The sequence below is a fragment of the Streptococcus sanguinis genome, assembly GCF_020729725.1.
Lineage (GTDB): Bacteria > Bacillota > Bacilli > Lactobacillales > Streptococcaceae > Streptococcus > Streptococcus sanguinis_V.
In genome coordinates this window covers 207,967-224,050 of the sequence record NZ_JAJEPA010000005.1, presented here as the reverse complement: position 1 = coordinate 224,050, position 16,084 = coordinate 207,967, and the positions used below count along the sequence as shown (strand labels likewise).

Genomic DNA, 16,084 nt, shown 5'->3' with positions numbered 1-16,084 from the left:
ATAATCTGTCTAAATTATATCATACAATCCTATATTTTGTTAGCGTTTTAACGTAAAAATGATTTTTGGATACAAAAAAACCAAGTCTTTCGACTTGGTTGATTTCTATGATAGGAAACTCTATTATTTAAGAGTAACTGAAGCTCCAGCTTCTTCCAATTTAGCTTTAAGTTCTTCAGCTTCTGCTGCAGCAACGCCTTCTTTGATAACGTTTGGTGCACCATCAACAAGTTCTTTAGCTTCTTTAAGGCCAAGACCAGTGATTTCACGTACAACTTTGATAACGCCGACTTTCTTGTCGCCAGCAGCAGTCAATTCGATATCGAATGAATCTTTAGCAGCGGCAGCTTCACCAGCACCAGCAGTAGCTACAGCTACAGGAGCAGCTGCAGTTACACCAAATTCTTCTTCGATAGCTTTTACAAGGTCGTTCAATTCAAGGATTGAAGCTTCTTTAATTTCAGCAATAATGTTTTCAATGTTCAATGCCATTGTTATTTCCTCCAAATAATTTTTAAATTTATAATATTTTTTTCGTAGCTAGGCTACGCTGCGTAGCTTAAGATTAAGCTGCGTCTTCTTTGTTTTCTGCAACTGCTTTGACAGCAAGTGCAACGTTGCGAACTGGCGCTTGAAGTACAGAAAGGAGCATAGAAAGAAGTCCTTCGCGGTTTGGAAGAGTTGCAAGTGCAAGAATCTCTTCTTTTGATGCGACAGCGCCTTCAATTGCACCACCTTTGATTTCAAGTGCGTCAGCGTTCTTAGCAAAGTCGTTCAAGATTTTCGCTGGAGCAACAACATCTTCGTTAGAAAATGCTACTGCAGATGGTCCAACAAAAACAGATGCCAGGTCTTCAAGTCCAGCTTTTTCAGCTGCACGACGCAAGATTGAGTTTTTGATAACTTTGTACTCAACTTCGCTTCCACGAAGCTCACGACGAAGAACGGTATCTTGCTCAACAGTTAAACCACGAGCGTCCACAACGACGATAGATGCAGCGGCTTTCATTTTTTCAGCAACTACGTCAACCAGTTCCGCTTTTTTGGCAATAATAGCTTCACTCATTTAGTGTTTCACCTCCGTAATTATTTTGCTTGGGGAATTTTCCAAAAGAAAAACGCGCCCAAACCTAGACACGAAAGTACAATACGCTTCTTTTTACATGATACGTTTTGTCCTCGGTAGGATCTTTATGAGTCGAGCTCCCCTACTGTCTTAGGCAGTTTTTTCAAACCATTGATAATTATAGCAAAAGAAAAAAAAGATTGCAAGCTTTTTATACAATCTTTTTTAAATTTAGTCATTATTTTCTGCAAATTTCTTACTTGACTAATATCTACTTCTTTCCCTTAGTCGAAAGTTTCGAGTTCAATATAATCAAAGTTCTCTCTTAAATAATCAAATAAGGCATCTTTACGAGCTTTCTGATTCATTCCAATAAACTTTCGCAACTCATCTGTCCGGAGTCCAGATTCACTGCCATCAAGGTACCATGCAGAAAAATGAACTCGTCTTACCTCACGAAAACGGGAAAGACGAAAAACAGACGCCTTCATAAATGCACCTATCTTAGAACATTCTGGCAGGTAGGCAATATCAAATGTCCTGTAACAAATGAGATGATCGCCATAAACCAAAACTTGCAAATCTTTGTCAAAGTAGTCCGCATCATTAAGATTTTGCCAGTCCTCCTCAAGCTCAGGGTAACAATCTCTCAATTCCTGAATATTACTGTTTAACAAAAGATTATTTTTTATCATTCTATAGATAGACTCAACTAAACTCATATGGATCCAAATAAAGAAAAGAATCAACATAAAATTTTCACGAATCAAATCTAGCCAAAATGATAATCCTACTTTTAATGTATGATAAATAGCACTACACGAATATAAACCAAAGAAGATAGCGCCAAACATTGGACCGATCATCATCAAAATTCTAGCTTTTAGCGGCGAAAACTTAATTCTTTTTCCCACTTCCCCCAGCTCCTCCTAAACTCAATTCTTTATCTCCTTTTATACCGCATTTCCCCTCTTGTGTATTTAACTTTGTTTCCATCTGGATACTGAACAGTGTTCTTATTCATAACATCTTCTTTTGTTTGTATAATATACCAAATTAATTTAACAAACTTAAGCATTTTCCACTGGGTAAGTTAAGCGCAACACATACGCTGTCAATTCACTACTCATTATCATTCACCTCTCTATATTCATTTATTATAGTTTCTGATTTTAGGGAACGCGAAGTGGACATATTAACTTGAACATATTTTCTATCATCACTGATATTTCTGGTAAACGAAAGAACAAAATTTTCATTTTGATTTCTCCAAGATGAATCCAAGTGATTCTTTTTTGCTAATTCCTCATCCAAATAATATGCCAAATGATAGGCAGGAATGTCAGGGTCATATCGACTATTAATTAATTTATAGCCGGCCAATATTTTTTCAGAAAAAACATTGGATTGAAAGAGAAAAGTGATGTTTTTCGCTTCTTCCTCCATAACATAATCTGAATCTAAACTCTCCCACCCTTGAGCAGAATATTGAATATTGTGTTTGTACTCAATCTCACTAGTTGTATCATCTTCAAAAAACCTTCCAGTCTTTTTTTCAATAAATCCTTTAATGGATTTATCAATAGGATTCCCTGAAACATTTATAGAATATTGAACATCTTTCCCAGTCTCGTCAAAATTTGAAACTGTATAAATAATTTCAAATCCTTTTGGATAAAATTTAAACAAGTCCGAAACATTTGCAGTAGAATAAATCTTTTCTAAATCCACAAACTGACTTTCCACATGAGCTCGGCTATTTTTATCACAACCGAACAAATTTGTCATAATTACTAAACCTCCTAAAATTATAATGAATATTTTTAAAAATTTCTTCATAACCTTCTCCTTTTCCTTACCCATCATCCTATTGTTTGAAAAACCATGGTTTATCCTTGTGATTTTATTCCATTATCTCCTCTTTCATCTTGGTCATTTCCTTAAGCATTTCTTGAACTTGGTGCAGGGAAAGACTGATAGAATCCTGACCAGCAGGTTTTTCACAGGGTTTTATCCATTTATAAATCGTCTGATTAGAGATGCCATACTCTTTGACTAATTCCGAGACTAGCTTACATGAATCATGTAAACGAACAAGGGGTTCCTTGAATCCTTGGCTGTACTTTTGTGATATGTAAACATCTCCCTTGGTTATCTACTATTCTACAAAATGCGTCCATGCAATCATACTAACATTATCAGTATAAACATCATTATCTAATACAAAATAAATACTTATTTCTATGTAGTAACGGATATGAAATCTATCCCCTAAATTTTTATACTCTTTGCATAAATCTCCTTTTATAACATATTAACCTACACCCTATTATAGATTACTTTGATTGTTTTGTAAATCAATTTTGAAGATAAATACGAACTTTTAGTTTTATTATAATTTTATAGTTCGTGTTTAGGAAGTTATACCAATTTCAAATAAAAAACTAGAGGAATTTCATCTCATTCCTCTAGCTATTTGATTAACTTCCAACAAACTGCTCTGTAAAGAGATTGATGATTGTAAAGTAGCTTATCACAAACAAATAACAATGGGTTATCAAATTTGTCCATAAGGTTGTATTTATTTAAGGAGACATCAAAAAAAGGATTCGAAAATCCTTTTTTTGTCAGTCCACATAATTATTTTCTTCCTTATTAAACCAAGCGTACGGCAAACCTATGAGTAGGCCACCACCGATGAGGTTACCGATAAAGGTTACGCCCCAGTGGCGTAGGATATTTCCAATACCAAAATTTTGCACTTCCGCTGCTGCTGAGCTGAATTTCACGATAGCAAAGGAAGCAAAGTTGGCTGCCAAGTGTTCGTTAGTCAGGAATACAAACATATAAATGGCTGATATAACTAAGAAGAGCTTAGCTGTACTATCCTTGACCAGAACGAAAGAAAGAATAGCAATATTAACAAAGATATTGGCTAAGACTCCCTCGAGCAAAATCAGCTCATTAGATCGAGCAAGCTTCATCTGCACAACACCAGAAATGAAACTATCTTTGCTAAGTCCCGCATAAGCAGCTGAGTTAGCAAAGAGCCAGCCGGCAATCAAGGCGCCAATCAGATTGAAAAAGGTACAATAAAGCAAAATCACCAAAGCTTTTTTCCAGTCAATCTTCTTCAAAAAGGTACCAGCAGTCAGAAACATCATGTTGGAAGTCACCAACTCTGGATTTAGAAAGACAATGTAAGCCAATCCCCAAGCAAAGATGAATGGAAAGAGAAAGCGCCCGGTTCCCGGAACAATCTTATTCGTCAAATCCGCTGCAATGGCTCCAGCCCCAGTACTAAAGGTTAGGAAAGCTCCAGCAAAGATGGAACGAACAGCGTACTTGGCCTTGCTTGTATCAAATAAAGCTTCTTTCTTATGGCAAGCTGCTTCAATTTTAGGAATAAATGTTGATTCAGGCATAAAAAATTCTCCTATTAATTTAAACTATGTATAGTATATCACAAAGTTCTTTCTTTTGATAGCGTTTTCGAGAACCTTTTTAAATTTTCTAAAAAAGGATTGAAAATCTATTTTCAACCCTTAAATCCTTTTGCTAACTGAGCAATATCTTCTGGCCGTGTTCGACAACAACCACCAAAAAGCCGTACACCTTGATTTTGCCAAAGTTTACTATTTTCCAGCAAGCTCAGCTCCTGCTCTGGATCATCATGCCATGTCTTGGTCAAGCCATTATAAGTTTCGCCAGAGTTAGGATAAGTCAGAAAAGGTTTGTTGCACACTTTTCCAAGCTCACCTAATAAAGAAGCAATTAAATGTGGAGCTGTACAGTTAAAACCAACTGCCAAGACTTGTGGGCTTTCTTGAGCCAAGTTTCCTAATTCCTCAATCTTAGTGCCATCTGATATGGCATTCTCCGACTGGGCGACAAAGGACAAATAAGCCTCAGCTTGCGGAAATTCCTCAGCTAAAAGTCGGAGGATTGCTGCCGCTTCTGCTCCATTTGGAATCGTTTCAATAGCCAACAAGTCACTCCCAGCTTCCAATAAAGCTTGGATGCGTGGACGGTGAAAATCTTGAAACTCTTCTTCACTCAGCTGGTAGTCTCCCGTATACTCGGAACCATCAGCTAAATAGGCAGCATAAGGCCCTACCGATCCTGCAACCAGAAGACGGGGTCGCTGCTTTTGCTCTTCTGGAGATAATCCCGTCCAGACATTTTCGATTGCCTTTTGTGCTAAGAAGACTGTCTCTTTTAAAAGATTATAAGCCTTTTCAGGAGTTAGTCCTGCCTCTATAAATGCTGGAATGCTGGCCTGATAACTGGACGTAGTGATGATGTCACTGCCAGCTCTCACATAGCTTTCATGCACATTTTGAATAATCTGAGGCTGGTCTAATAGGTATTGAGCTGACCAAAGCTTACCAGATACATCATATCCCAGGCTTTCCAACTCTGTACCTAAGGCTCCGTCTAAAATAATAATTTTTTGCTTGTCAAGCAAATCTTTAAATTTTCCCATGAAATACTCCTAAAATCTACGATTAAACATAAAAAGAGGTCTCCCTCTTTTTTGTTGTCTTTATTAAAATCTATTCGCCCAGGCAGTATCGACATCCAAGATATCTTGAGTAGTGTATTGCTGACGATAAGGATTGTAAACGATATAGCCAGCTCCAGACTCATAGAGTGGTGAATCAAAGCGAGTCAAATCATATTTTTCAATAATATAATTCAATTTAGTATTATAGCTAGTATCTGTCGCATAGACACCAGTCAGGGCAGCTGTTGCATCCTGATAGGTTGGCGCATTGCTCTTCCATGCACCTGCAAAATGCCCCTGCTTGAGAACCGCAACATAGTCTTGCAGAGACTCTACATAGCTAGGATATGAACGGAAACTGTCGTTGATGGTATAAGCATTTCCCTCTCCGTCATCTTCCCAAGTCTCCATATTAGCAGATTGGCCATCATAGTGACCTTTGATACCGAAAAGGTTATAATGAGGCTCACCAGACAGACCAGACTGTCCTGAACCACTTTCCAAAATAGCCTGTGCAATCATAACAGAGGCATAAAGATCATTGTCCTGTCCCAACTGACGCGCTGGCTCACCGATTTGTGAGATGAAATAGTCTGTTTGATTCATAGGCTGCTGGTCGCTATTATTGGCACTAGCAGGATTAATATGCTTTGCCAAGACGAAACCAACAGCAATCGTTGTTGTCATGATGAATAAAGCTGAAAGGATTCTCTTACCTTTTTTTGAAATTCTCTTTTTCACAGCACTTCTCCTGAATAAGATGTTAATGATACCATTGTAACATACTAAAGATTAAAAAAACACTATTGATAATTTACAAGTATATGACATTTTTCGTTTTATTTCAAAAAATCCAACTCAAAAACGAGTTGGATTTAATTCGTATTATTAAATTTTTGATAAAATCGCGTCCCAAGCAGCATCTAAGCCATCCTTGGTGACTGAGGAAAAAAGAATGAAATCATCATTTTTGTCAAAATCCAGTTTTTTCTTAATGGCCGACTCATGCTTATTCCATTTTCCGCGAGGGATTTTATCAGCTTTGGTCGCTACTAGTATAACCGGAATGTCATAATATTTCAGAAATTCATACATCTGCACATCATCTGCGCTGGGATCATGCCGAAGATCAACTAGGCTGACAACTGCTCTGAGATTTTCACGACTGGTCAGATACTCCTCAATCATCCGCCCCCATTTTTCACGCTCTTTTTTGGAAACACGGGCATAGCCATAACCTGGCACATCAACAAAACGCAGCTTGTCATCAATGTTAAAAAAGTTTAGCAGCTGAGTTTTTCCAGGTTTTCCTGAAGTTCGCGCTAAATTTTTACGATTGAGAAGTGTGTTGATGAAGCTGGACTTTCCAACGTTTGATCGGCCAGCTAAGGCAATCTCTGGAATATCATCTTGAGGGTAGTGCGATTTATTGGCTGCACTCAGCAAAATCTCTGCGTTGTGGGTATTGATTTCCATAAGCACCTCGTTAGGCAGTTTCTAGAATAGGCTTATCTGTTCCATCTACTGCTTCTTTGGTAATGCGGACAAGTTTTACATTTTCCTGACTTGGGACCTCAAACATGACATCCATCATAGTTTCTTCAATGATAGAGCGAAGTCCGCGTGCACCAGTTTTACGTTCGATCGCTTTATTGGCAATCTCCTGCAGAGCATCTTCGTCAAATTCAAGCGTAACATCATCATAAGACAGAAGTGCCTGATACTGCTTAATAAGGGCGTTTCTAGGCTCTTTCAGAATACGGACCAAATCATCAACTGTCAGTTGCTCCAGAGCAGCAAAAACAGGCAAACGGCCAATCAACTCAGGAATAATTCCAAACTTTTGAACGTCTTCTGATATAATTTCCTGCATATAGGAACTATCTTCGTCGATTGCTCGGTTGTTCTGACCGAAACCAATGATTTTCTCACCCAGACGCTGTTTTACGATTTCTTCGATACCGTCAAAAGCACCACCAACAATGAAGAGAATGTTCTTAGTATCAACCTGAATCATTTCTTGCTGGGGATGCTTGCGTCCACCCTGCGGCGGTACACTAGCTACTGTTCCTTCGATAATCTTCAGGAGAGCTTGCTGAACTCCTTCACCCGAAACATCACGGGTGATAGAGACATTTTCGCCTTTCTTAGCAATCTTGTCAATCTCATCGACATAGATAATCCCACGTTCTGCACGTTCAATATTAAAGTCAGCCGCCTGCAAAAGCTTGAGCAGGATATTTTCCACATCTTCTCCGACATAACCAGCTTCAGTCAGAGCAGTTGCGTCCGCAATGGCAAAAGGCACATTGAGACTGCGAGCAAGAGTCTGCGCCAGGAAGGTTTTACCTGACCCGGTCGGGCCAATCATCAAAATATTTGACTTTTGAAGTTCCACATCTTCTTCTTCGCGGCTGTCGTGGTAGTTAATACGCTTGTAGTGATTATAGACCGCTACTGCTAAGGCACGCTTAGCTCGGTCTTGCCCGATAACATAGTGGTTCAAGATATTCAGCAGCTCCTGAGGTTTTGGTACCTCAGATAGATCTGCCAGCACTTCCTCAGCTAATTCTTCACGGATGATTTCCTGCGCCAGCTCCACACATTCATTACAGATAAAGGCGTTGTTGCCAGCAATAATCTTCTGCACCTCATCTTGATTCTTCCCACAGAAAGAACAAAAAACCATCATATCATCATTACGACTTGTAGGCATTGTTTACTCCAATTCTAAAATTCTAAATCTATTTATTTTCTTTCGCACATGTTAAAAAAGTGTCATATAAAAAGCATGAATGGAATTTACCAAGTTTGTAAAAGCATTCAGCAAAAATAAAGCCGCCAGTCCAAACCGCTTTTTCCGAAAGGTTTGAACGGCACAAATAAGACAAATGACACATAAAAAGGCCGTAAAAAAACCAAAAATACTACGTTCCATTCTTACGAGTCCTTCCTTTGGTATCTTTTTATAGTGAAATCATAAGGGTTCTTTTCATCTTTAGCATAAAATTCACTGCTAACTTCCTGATAAGGAGCCCAGTCAAATGTCTCAGGGAAATAGGTATCTCCTTCAAGTTTAGCAGCAATCTGAGTCTGAATCAATTCTTCCAAATACGGCTCAAAAGCTCTGATAATTTGCGCTCCGCCGATAATATACAAGTTTCTATCCTGCTTGTGGTACCACTCCAAGACATCTTCCACATTGCTGAACAACAAGACATTTTCATTGTCAACTTGATAGTTCTTATCCTTGCTCAAAATCAGACTTATTCGATTTGGCAAAACGCGACGCTGCAGACCATCAAAGGTCACACGCCCCATTAAAATAGCATGTCCAGTGGTTGTTGCTTTAAAATGCTGCAATTCTGCCGGGAGATGCCATGGCATGACCTTGTCTTTTCCAATCAGACCATCCTCTGCCTGAGCCCAAATGGCAATAATCTTCTTTGTCATCCTTTTATCCTTTGTATTAGTAACTCTATTCTATCAAATTTGCTGTAAAAAGGCATGTTTAAAGTATGATTCAAGCAGAACTTTTGCTGAGGTTGGCAGTTTTCGCATACACTTATCAAAATCTTTAAATAGCCAAATCGAACTTCAGCTGAGGTTTAACGGGATCATAGTCCAGCAACTCAAAATCTTCTGCTTTGATATCAAAGAAACTAGTCCCATCAGGTACATTTAAAAGGAGTCGAGGTTGGCAGTCGCTGGGTTCGCGGCGCAAGAGCTCTTCCGCCTGGTCGAACTGATTATCATAGATATGCAAGTTATTGATAAAGTAAAAGAACTTGCCGACCTTCCAGCCAAAATGCTTAGCAATCATCATCTGCAGAGCCACATACTGCATAGCATTGATGTGATGAGCAACCAACATATCATTTGAGCGCTGAGTAAGAGTCGCATCCAGATAAATGTCTCCATCTACACGCCGAACATCAAACATGGTCTGAAAAGCGCATGGAAGCAAGCCATCTGTTTCTTCAAAAGCTTCATAATCCCAGAGAGAGATGATATTGCGACGGTTCCAAGGATTGGCTTCCAGCTGTTGGAGAATTTTATTGATAATATTGTGCTTCTTGACAACTGCTCCGTAGCGCTGCCCGATAGTACCCGTATCGCCAACTTCCCAGTCATTCCAATAGTGAACATTGTATTTGTCATTGAGCAATTCTAAGCTATTAGACTGATCTTGATAGATCCAGAGTACTTCCTTGATGGCAGACTTGATAGCAATAGGGCGCAGAGTCGTGATTGGGAACTCTCTCTTGCTCAAATCGTATTCCGCAAAAGAACCAGTGATATATTTGGAATTGGCCACATTTCCATCCTTGTAGCGCGGACGAGCATTTTCAGAAAAAACACCTTGCTCCATAATCTTTTTAATATTCTCTTTGAAAATCGTATCTGCTAACGTCATGATTTCTCCTTCGTTCAGTGAGCTTTTTCTAGTATAGCAAATTTTCTATAAAAATTCTCCTACAGAACTTTCTGCAGGAGAACAAATAAAGCAAACTTGTATAATTTATTGTAAAACCAATGATGCTGCTCCGATAACACCAGCATCATTTCCAAGAGTAGCCAAGGCCAACTTGGTTGAAGTACGAACCTGCGGGAAGCTATTCTCTTCATAAACCTTGCGTACGCCATCCAGCAGGAAATCACCTGCAGCTGATACACCACCCCCGATAACGATTGTAGATGGGTTGAGGATAGAGCCGATATTGGCACAGGCAATTCCTAGATAGCGAGCGAAATTGCGATAGACAATCAGAGCCAGCTCATCGCCTTCTTTCGCCAAGTCAAAGGCGATCTTCGCATTGACATCCTCACCATTGTCAATCAGTTTTTTCAACTCGGCATCACCAGCATATTCATCAGCATAGCGGCGAGTCAGATTGACAATACCAGTCGCAGATGCCACAGTCTCTAGGCAGCCCTTCTTGCCACAAGTACATTGAATCGGCTGATCAAAGTCAACAGTGATGTGGCCCAACTCTCCTGCTGCCCCAGCAAGTCCGTGCAAGAGCTTGCCTTCGGCAACAATTCCTCCGCCAACACCTGTACCCAGTGTCATAAAGACTACATCAGGCTGGTTTTCTCCAGCTCCCATCCAGCGTTCACCCAAAGCGGCAACGTTAGCGTCGTTGTCAATATAGAAAGGAATCCCAGTCGCTTTTTCAATCTTATCCTTGACCGGCTGCAGCGTCTTCCAATTGAGATTGTAAGCACCGATAACAGTCCCTTTCTCACGGTCAACTACTCCTGGCGAGCCCATACCAATCCCGATAAAATCCTCTGCTGAAAGCTGAAGCAAGTCCAAACGATGCAGGATTGACTGAATCATATCATCTACGATGTGGCTGCCTTCGTCCAAAATATTGGTTTTAATGGACCATTTTTCCTGAATTTCGCCCTCTGAAGTCAAAATAGCAAACTTAATAGATGTTCCACCAAGGTCAATTCCGATTATTTTTTTCGACATGATATTCTCCTCTGTGTTTTATTTATCATCATTATATCAGATTTTTTCAGTAAGGAAAAGGTTTGCATAAAGAAAAGTAAAAATCAAATCCATCTTTATTCCCAAAGTAAACTCACAACTCTTTTGTATAATAATATCTTTCACCAGTATAGGGGTATTCTTTCAACGCGAACACTTCTGTATAGCCGTGCTTTTTATAAAAATCTGGGGCTTGAAACTGATACGTGTCTACAAACGAATATTTGCATTTCCTTTCTCTGGCTTCCTGTTCAGCCCTGCACAGTATTTCTGAGCCTATACCTTGCCCTCGCAAATCCTCGCTCACATACAAATACTCAATCTCCAGCCAATTTCCAAAAGTTTCGGCCGCCATACCAGCCAGCAGATTTCCTTGTTCGTCTTCTACATAGATGTTAAGAGGTTCGCTTTTGGAGGGCTCCCTCTTAGATTGATTGTAGGCCCTGATTAAATTTCCCAGTTCTTGAGTTTTTTTCGATTTTCTACTTTCCAATCTTAGTTTCATAGATGCCTCCGTTCCATCTCTAAACGTTTTAGATTAACAGTATATGAAACTGTTCGGACTATAAACTTCACCTTAATTATCCTTCTGACTTGCTCGACATTGATTATGGTAATTCATCATCATTTCATAAATACACTTTGGTTTCTCTTTTTTCAGTAACATAAGAGTAATTTCTAACGGTTCAGGTATACCAAACTTCAATTTTTTACTCATTCTATAAGCAGTTCTTCTTTTTAAAAGAGGAAGATTTACAGAATGGAAATGAACTGTCAAAATATGTCTCTTATTGAATAATTGGATCTTCCCATAATGTCGAATACGTTCAATTCTATAGTCTATCCTCTGGATTTCTTCCCAACTATAAAACGAAACTTCTCTAAAAAGAAGGGGTCTGAAGTAAAATCCCTGTTCCGTTAGATGAAGAAAACGTTTATCTCTAAACAAACAAAGCCATACTAAAATAGACAGAAAATCAAAAACAATTGTACCTATCACCAAAAACATTTTTTCAATCACAGAAATATTGGAGTCAAATAATAGGTATCCGTTTTTAGATGGTAATACAAGAACTGCAGTCATAAAGACAGCAAGAGCGCTCGCCAATAAAGCAAAAAGGAATATTTTCAACCAGCTCTGCCTAAACACTACTTCTTTCATCCATCTAACCCGCTCAGGTATTCATAGCGCTCGTATTTTTCCAGAAGTTTTTCGTTCTGCTCATCCAGTTCTTGCTGGAGTTGAGATAGGCGAGCAAAGTCCGAGCCATTCTCCTGCATGGCCGCTTCAATCTCAGAAATCCGCTCCTCCAGCGCCTCGATATCAGCCTCAATAGACTCCCACTCCTGCTTCTCAAAGTAGGTCATGCGCTTTTTCTCCTCGCGCACTTTGACCGTTTTTTCCTTTTCAGTCTTTTGGGAAATGGCAGAGCTTTCTGCCAGAAAGGCTTTTTCATCTAAGTAATCCGTGTAATTTCCGAAAAAATCTCTGATACTTCCATCCTCAAAAGCCAAAATCTTGCTTGCAACTTTGTCTAGGAAATAACGGTCATGGCTGACTGTAATAACTGGACCTGCAAATCCTTGCAGAAAATTCTCCAAGACCGTCAGAGTCGCAATATCCAAATCATTGGTCGGCTCGTCAAGAAGCAAGACATTCGGCTTTTCTAAGAGAAGCTTGAGCAGATACAGCCGCTTTTTCTCTCCGCCAGAAAGCTTTTCGATTAAAGTCCCATGAGTAGAACGAGGAAAAAGAAACTGCTCCAAGAGTTCTGCAATGGAAGTCGTTCCACTGCCTATCTTGACTTCCTCAGCCACTTCTTGCAGATAATTAATGACCCGCTTAGACTCATCCAAACCCTCAATCTGCTGAGAGAAATAGGCCACTCGGACTGTCTCTCCGATAATGAGCTGGCCAACCTGAGGCTGGAGTTTACTGGCAATCAGATTGAGCAAGGTCGACTTGCCGACACCATTATCTCCGACAATCCCAATGCGGTCCTTGTTCTGGATCAAAAGACTGAACTGAGAGAGAATAGGCTTCTGATCATAAGCAAAGTCTACATTTTGAAACTCGATGACCTTCTTACCAATACGGCTGGTTTCAAAGTTCATTTCCAGATTGCTGTCAGTCGTCTGACTGGTCAAATCTTTTTTGAGGTCATGGAAACGATTGATCCGAGCCTGTTGCTTGGTTGCCCGGGCCTGAGGCTGCCGTCGCATCCAGGATAGCTCCTGCTTGTACAGCTGCTGTTTCTTATGAAGCAAGGCCGCATCCCGCTCATCTTGCTCCGCCTTGAGACGGACATAGTCTTGATAATTTCCTTGGTATTCAATCAAGCGACCGCCATCCAGCTCAAAAATCCGAGTTGAAATATTATCCAAGAAATAGCGGTCGTGGGTGATGAAAAGGACGGTCTTCTTTGAATTTTTCAAGAAATGCGTCAGCCATTCAATGGTATCAATGTCTAGGTGGTTGGTCGGCTCATCCAGTAAGAGCAAATCTGCATCACCTAAGAGAACCTGGGCCAGCTGAACTCGACGACGAAGACCTCCTGATAACTGACCGACCTTAAGCGACAGATTTGTCAGACCAAGCTTGGACAGGACCGTCTTGACCTGGCTTTCGATTTCCCAAGCATGGAGCGAGTCCATCTCGGCCATAACTGCTTCTAGTCTAGACTGCTGACTTTCATCATAAGCTGTCAGGAGCAGCTCATACTCTCGAATCAACTGCATTTCCCGTAAATCACTTGATAAAACAGTGTCAAGCACCGTCTGCTCCTCATCAAAATCAGGCTCCTGAGTCAGATAAGCAATCTTATAGCCCGTCTTAGCAGAAAAAGGGCTGACATCTCCATCAAAGCCCGACTTGCCCGACAACACATCCAGCAGCGTTGTCTTTCCTGTTCCATTGACGCCAATCAGACCAATCCGGTCTAAATCATGAATGATAAAGGAAATATCCCGAAAAACAGTCTTATCTCCTACTGATTTGGTTAGCTTGTCAACGATAAAATCGCTCATTTTTTCTCCTTGATATAGGCGTAAATGGCCTCTAAGTCATTAGGTAAGTGGCCGTCTACAATAGCATATTCTAACTCTTTCAAAATTTGTCCAAGTTTTGGTCCTGGCTCAAAGCCGAACTCCCGCATCAGCATGCCGCCATTGACCACCATTTCCTGCTTGCTGTGAATAGTCAGACTGGCATCAAGATTCTGAATGGCAGAGAAATCAACTGCCAAACCTTGCGCCTGCCGAAGCTCTTCTGCTTGTAGCAATAAGTCAATATCATAGTCATAGCAGTCGCGCTTGGTCAAGTCTCGTTCTAAGCGAATGGCAGCAATCTCAACTAAATCTTCTACTTTTTTGGCAAATTCACGAGAGGTCTTCCATTTTTTCAGAAAGCCTTTGACATTTTGCACATCCAAGGCCAGTAAAAGCGCAGCCCAAGCCTGTTCAGATGCTGAAAAGCAAAAATCTGAAGCCAAGTCAAAGAGCCTTTCTAACTTAGCTCTGCTTCCCTTCAAATCTGGCAAAAATTCTATGGCACCACTTGTCAAGAGTGCCTCTAAGCCCTTGCGCCAAAACGGAGCCAGCAGTAGCTTGTCGAACTCGATAAAAATCCGTTCAACTGAAATCTTTTCAAGCAAGGGAGCACAATCCTTCATAGCCGCAAAAGTATCTTGTTCCAGGTCAAAATCCAAGGCAGCTTGAAAACGAAAGCCCCGCATGATGCGGAGAGCATCTTCATTAAAACGCTCTGCAGCCGTCCCAACCGCCCGCAAAATCCGATCTCCCAAGTCATCCAAGCCTTGGAAAAGATCAATAACCTGGCCGTTTTCATCCAAAGCTAGAGCATTGATGGTGAAATCGCGCCGCTTGAGATCTTCTTCCAACGAGCGCACAAAAGAAACCTTGCTGGGCCTGCGGTAGTCCACATAGACATCCTCGGTCCGGAAAGTCGTCACTTCGTATTCACGGTTATTTTCCAGAACCAAGACGGTCCCATGTTCAATCCCTACATCAACTGTACGGTCAAAGATACGCTTGGTTTCCTCAGGATAGCTGGAGCTAGCGATATCCACATCGTGAATAGGTCGCTGCAAAAGGGCATCTCGAACAGAGCCGCCAACAAAATAAGCTTCAAAACCAGCCACTTTTATCTTCTCTAATACTGGCAAAGCCTCCTGAAATTCAGAAGGCAGAGTTTCTAATCTCATAGTAAATGTTCCAATCCATAGACTAATTCTGAGCGTTTGACAACTTCTTTAATGGCGAGATTAACTCCTGTCATAAAGGAAGCACGGTCATAGGAATCATGCCGTAGGGTTAATCCCTCTCCCTGGCTGCCAAAGATTACTTCTTGATGGGCAACCAGACCTGGCAAGCGAACTGAATGGATACGCATGCCATCGAAATCAGCTCCGCGAGCGCCAGCTATAGACTCTTCCTCATCAGCAGCTCCCTGCTGCTTGCTTGGTCTGACTTGGCTGATGAGCTCGGCTGTCTTGATAGCTGTTCCACTCGGTGCATCCTTTTTCTGGTCATGATGCAACTCGATAATTTCTACATTTGGAAAATACTTGGCTGCCTGAGCTGCAAACTGCATCAGCAAAACAGCTCCCAAGGCAAAGTTTGGAGCAATCAATCCACCCAGCTCCTTTTCTCTAGACAATGTGATTAACTCTTCCAACTGGTCTGGTGTAAAACCTGTCGTTCCGACCACTGGGCAAAATCCCTGTTCTAGAGCGAAGCGAGTATTGTCATAAGCTACTTTAGGGGTTGTAAAATCAACCCAGACATGGGCTTCCAGTTCAGCCAATTCTTCCTTGGCATTGAAGACGGGAACACCAGCCACTTCTTTTTCATCCGTAAAAGGATCCAGCAGCCCAACTAATTCTAATTCAGGATCTTCTGTCACCATTTTATAGGCTGCTTGGCCCATTTTTCCTTTAAAACCAGCAATAATAACTTTGATACTCATGTTTTCCTCCTTACAAAGACAAGC

19 protein-coding genes and 1 other annotated feature are annotated in these 16,084 nt (G+C 40.7%); all 19 genes read right to left on the bottom strand.

Translation table 11 applies throughout. From position 1 onward, the window contains the following. Positions 1-123: 123 nt before the first annotated feature. Positions 124-492 (bottom strand): 50S ribosomal protein L7/L12, encoded by a 369-nt coding sequence (rplL, locus tag K4I03_RS01065; protein ID WP_227963419.1) that lies wholly within the window; start codon positions 490-492, stop codon positions 124-126. 73 nt (positions 493-565) lie between these two features. Further along, a complete protein-coding gene (gene rplJ, locus K4I03_RS01060) occupies positions 566-1,066 on the bottom strand; it encodes a 50S ribosomal protein L10 (protein WP_227963418.1) in 501 nt (166 codons plus the stop codon). A gap of 37 nt (positions 1,067-1,103) precedes the next feature. Next, positions 1,104-1,239: a sequence feature (ribosomal protein L10 leader region), on the bottom strand. A gap of 111 nt (positions 1,240-1,350) precedes the next feature. After that, a complete protein-coding gene (locus K4I03_RS01055) occupies positions 1,351-1,980 on the bottom strand; it encodes a hypothetical protein (protein WP_227963417.1) in 630 nt (209 codons plus the stop codon). Positions 1,981-2,188: 208 nt separating this feature from the next. Further along, positions 2,189-2,905 carry a hypothetical protein gene (locus tag K4I03_RS01050; RefSeq protein ID WP_227963416.1) on the bottom strand — a complete coding sequence of 239 codons (717 nt, stop codon included), beginning with the start codon at positions 2,903-2,905 and terminating at the stop codon, positions 2,189-2,191. Between the two features lie 64 nt (positions 2,906-2,969). Continuing rightward, on the bottom strand, positions 2,970-3,200 hold the full coding sequence (locus K4I03_RS12640) for a helix-turn-helix domain-containing protein (RefSeq protein WP_227963887.1): 231 nt from the start codon (positions 3,198-3,200) through the stop codon (positions 2,970-2,972). Between the two features lie 493 nt (positions 3,201-3,693). Beyond that, positions 3,694-4,491 (bottom strand): formate/nitrite transporter family protein, encoded by a 798-nt coding sequence (locus tag K4I03_RS01040; RefSeq protein WP_227963415.1) that lies wholly within the window; start codon positions 4,489-4,491, stop codon positions 3,694-3,696. 113 nt (positions 4,492-4,604) lie between these two features. Further along, positions 4,605-5,552, bottom strand: a complete 948-nt coding sequence (gene mmuM / locus K4I03_RS01035; protein WP_227963414.1) for a homocysteine S-methyltransferase — start codon at positions 5,550-5,552, stop codon at positions 4,605-4,607. 63 nt (positions 5,553-5,615) lie between these two features. Further along, on the bottom strand, positions 5,616-6,314 hold the full coding sequence (locus tag K4I03_RS01030; protein WP_227963413.1) for a glucosaminidase domain-containing protein: 699 nt from the start codon (positions 6,312-6,314) through the stop codon (positions 5,616-5,618). A 147-nt stretch (positions 6,315-6,461) separates the two neighbouring features. Continuing rightward, positions 6,462-7,049: a ribosome biogenesis GTP-binding protein YihA/YsxC gene (gene yihA, locus K4I03_RS01025; RefSeq protein ID WP_002915299.1), complete on the bottom strand. Its 588-nt coding sequence runs from the start codon at positions 7,047-7,049 to the stop codon at positions 6,462-6,464. Between the two features lie 10 nt (positions 7,050-7,059). Next, complete coding sequence (clpX, locus tag K4I03_RS01020; RefSeq protein WP_227963412.1) at positions 7,060-8,289, bottom strand: ATP-dependent Clp protease ATP-binding subunit ClpX; 1,230 nt, start codon at positions 8,287-8,289, stop codon at positions 7,060-7,062. A gap of 51 nt (positions 8,290-8,340) precedes the next feature. Beyond that, a complete protein-coding gene (locus tag K4I03_RS01015; protein WP_002895584.1) occupies positions 8,341-8,511 on the bottom strand; it encodes a hypothetical protein in 171 nt (56 codons plus the stop codon). A 2-nt stretch (positions 8,512-8,513) separates the two neighbouring features. Continuing rightward, on the bottom strand, positions 8,514-9,026 hold the full coding sequence (locus K4I03_RS01010) for a dihydrofolate reductase (protein WP_227963411.1): 513 nt from the start codon (positions 9,024-9,026) through the stop codon (positions 8,514-8,516). Positions 9,027-9,150: 124 nt separating this feature from the next. Then, positions 9,151-9,990: a thymidylate synthase gene (locus K4I03_RS01005; RefSeq protein ID WP_227963410.1), complete on the bottom strand. Its 840-nt coding sequence runs from the start codon at positions 9,988-9,990 to the stop codon at positions 9,151-9,153. Between the two features lie 105 nt (positions 9,991-10,095). Beyond that, positions 10,096-11,055: an ROK family glucokinase gene (locus K4I03_RS01000; RefSeq protein ID WP_227963409.1), complete on the bottom strand. Its 960-nt coding sequence runs from the start codon at positions 11,053-11,055 to the stop codon at positions 10,096-10,098. A 112-nt stretch (positions 11,056-11,167) separates the two neighbouring features. Further along, entirely contained in the window at positions 11,168-11,578 is a 411-nt protein-coding gene (locus tag K4I03_RS00995; protein ID WP_227963408.1) for a GNAT family N-acetyltransferase, read from the bottom strand. Between the two features lie 72 nt (positions 11,579-11,650). After that, positions 11,651-12,235 (bottom strand): hypothetical protein, encoded by a 585-nt coding sequence (locus K4I03_RS00990; RefSeq protein ID WP_227963407.1) that lies wholly within the window; start codon positions 12,233-12,235, stop codon positions 11,651-11,653. Next, positions 12,232-14,100, bottom strand: coding sequence for an ABC-F family ATP-binding cassette domain-containing protein (locus tag K4I03_RS00985; RefSeq protein WP_227963406.1), 1,869 nt, complete (start codon positions 14,098-14,100; stop codon positions 12,232-12,234). Before K4I03_RS00985 ends, K4I03_RS00990 begins: the two co-directional genes overlap by 4 nt. After that, a complete protein-coding gene (locus K4I03_RS00980; RefSeq protein WP_227963405.1) occupies positions 14,097-15,296 on the bottom strand; it encodes a CCA tRNA nucleotidyltransferase in 1,200 nt (399 codons plus the stop codon). Before K4I03_RS00980 ends, K4I03_RS00985 begins: the two co-directional genes overlap by 4 nt. Continuing rightward, entirely contained in the window at positions 15,293-16,060 is a 768-nt protein-coding gene (gene dapB, locus K4I03_RS00975) for a 4-hydroxy-tetrahydrodipicolinate reductase (protein WP_227963404.1), read from the bottom strand. The genes K4I03_RS00980 and dapB overlap by 4 nt, the downstream gene beginning before the upstream one ends. Between the last annotated feature and the right edge of the window lie 24 nt (positions 16,061-16,084).

What these genes read in the sequence shown, in the direction of transcription:
- rplL (WP_227963419.1), bottom strand. Translation starts at nt 492, where the DNA reads ATGGCATTGAACATTGAAAACATTATTGCTGAAATTAAAGAAGCTTCA.
- rplJ (WP_227963418.1), bottom strand. Translation starts at nt 1,066, where the DNA reads ATGAGTGAAGCTATTATTGCCAAAAAAGCGGAACTGGTTGACGTAGTT.
- K4I03_RS01050 (WP_227963416.1), bottom strand. Translation starts at nt 2,905, where the DNA reads ATGAAGAAATTTTTAAAAATATTCATTATAATTTTAGGAGGTTTAGTA.
- K4I03_RS01040 (WP_227963415.1), bottom strand. Translation starts at nt 4,491, where the DNA reads ATGCCTGAATCAACATTTATTCCTAAAATTGAAGCAGCTTGCCATAAG.
- mmuM (WP_227963414.1), bottom strand. Translation starts at nt 5,552, where the DNA reads ATGGGAAAATTTAAAGATTTGCTTGACAAGCAAAAAATTATTATTTTA.
- yihA (WP_002915299.1), bottom strand. Translation starts at nt 7,049, where the DNA reads ATGGAAATCAATACCCACAACGCAGAGATTTTGCTGAGTGCAGCCAAT.
- clpX (WP_227963412.1), bottom strand. Translation starts at nt 8,289, where the DNA reads ATGCCTACAAGTCGTAATGATGATATGATGGTTTTTTGTTCTTTCTGT.
- K4I03_RS01015 (WP_002895584.1), bottom strand. Translation starts at nt 8,511, where the DNA reads ATGGAACGTAGTATTTTTGGTTTTTTTACGGCCTTTTTATGTGTCATT.
- K4I03_RS01010 (WP_227963411.1), bottom strand. Translation starts at nt 9,026, where the DNA reads ATGACAAAGAAGATTATTGCCATTTGGGCTCAGGCAGAGGATGGTCTG.
- K4I03_RS01005 (WP_227963410.1), bottom strand. Translation starts at nt 9,990, where the DNA reads ATGACGTTAGCAGATACGATTTTCAAAGAGAATATTAAAAAGATTATG.
- K4I03_RS01000 (WP_227963409.1), bottom strand. Translation starts at nt 11,055, where the DNA reads ATGTCGAAAAAAATAATCGGAATTGACCTTGGTGGAACATCTATTAAG.
- K4I03_RS00995 (WP_227963408.1), bottom strand. Translation starts at nt 11,578, where the DNA reads ATGAAACTAAGATTGGAAAGTAGAAAATCGAAAAAAACTCAAGAACTG.
- K4I03_RS00990 (WP_227963407.1), bottom strand. Translation starts at nt 12,235, where the DNA reads ATGAAAGAAGTAGTGTTTAGGCAGAGCTGGTTGAAAATATTCCTTTTT.
- K4I03_RS00985 (WP_227963406.1), bottom strand. Translation starts at nt 14,100, where the DNA reads ATGAGCGATTTTATCGTTGACAAGCTAACCAAATCAGTAGGAGATAAG.
- K4I03_RS00980 (WP_227963405.1), bottom strand. Translation starts at nt 15,296, where the DNA reads ATGAGATTAGAAACTCTGCCTTCTGAATTTCAGGAGGCTTTGCCAGTA.
- dapB (WP_227963404.1), bottom strand. Translation starts at nt 16,060, where the DNA reads ATGAGTATCAAAGTTATTATTGCTGGTTTTAAAGGAAAAATGGGCCAA.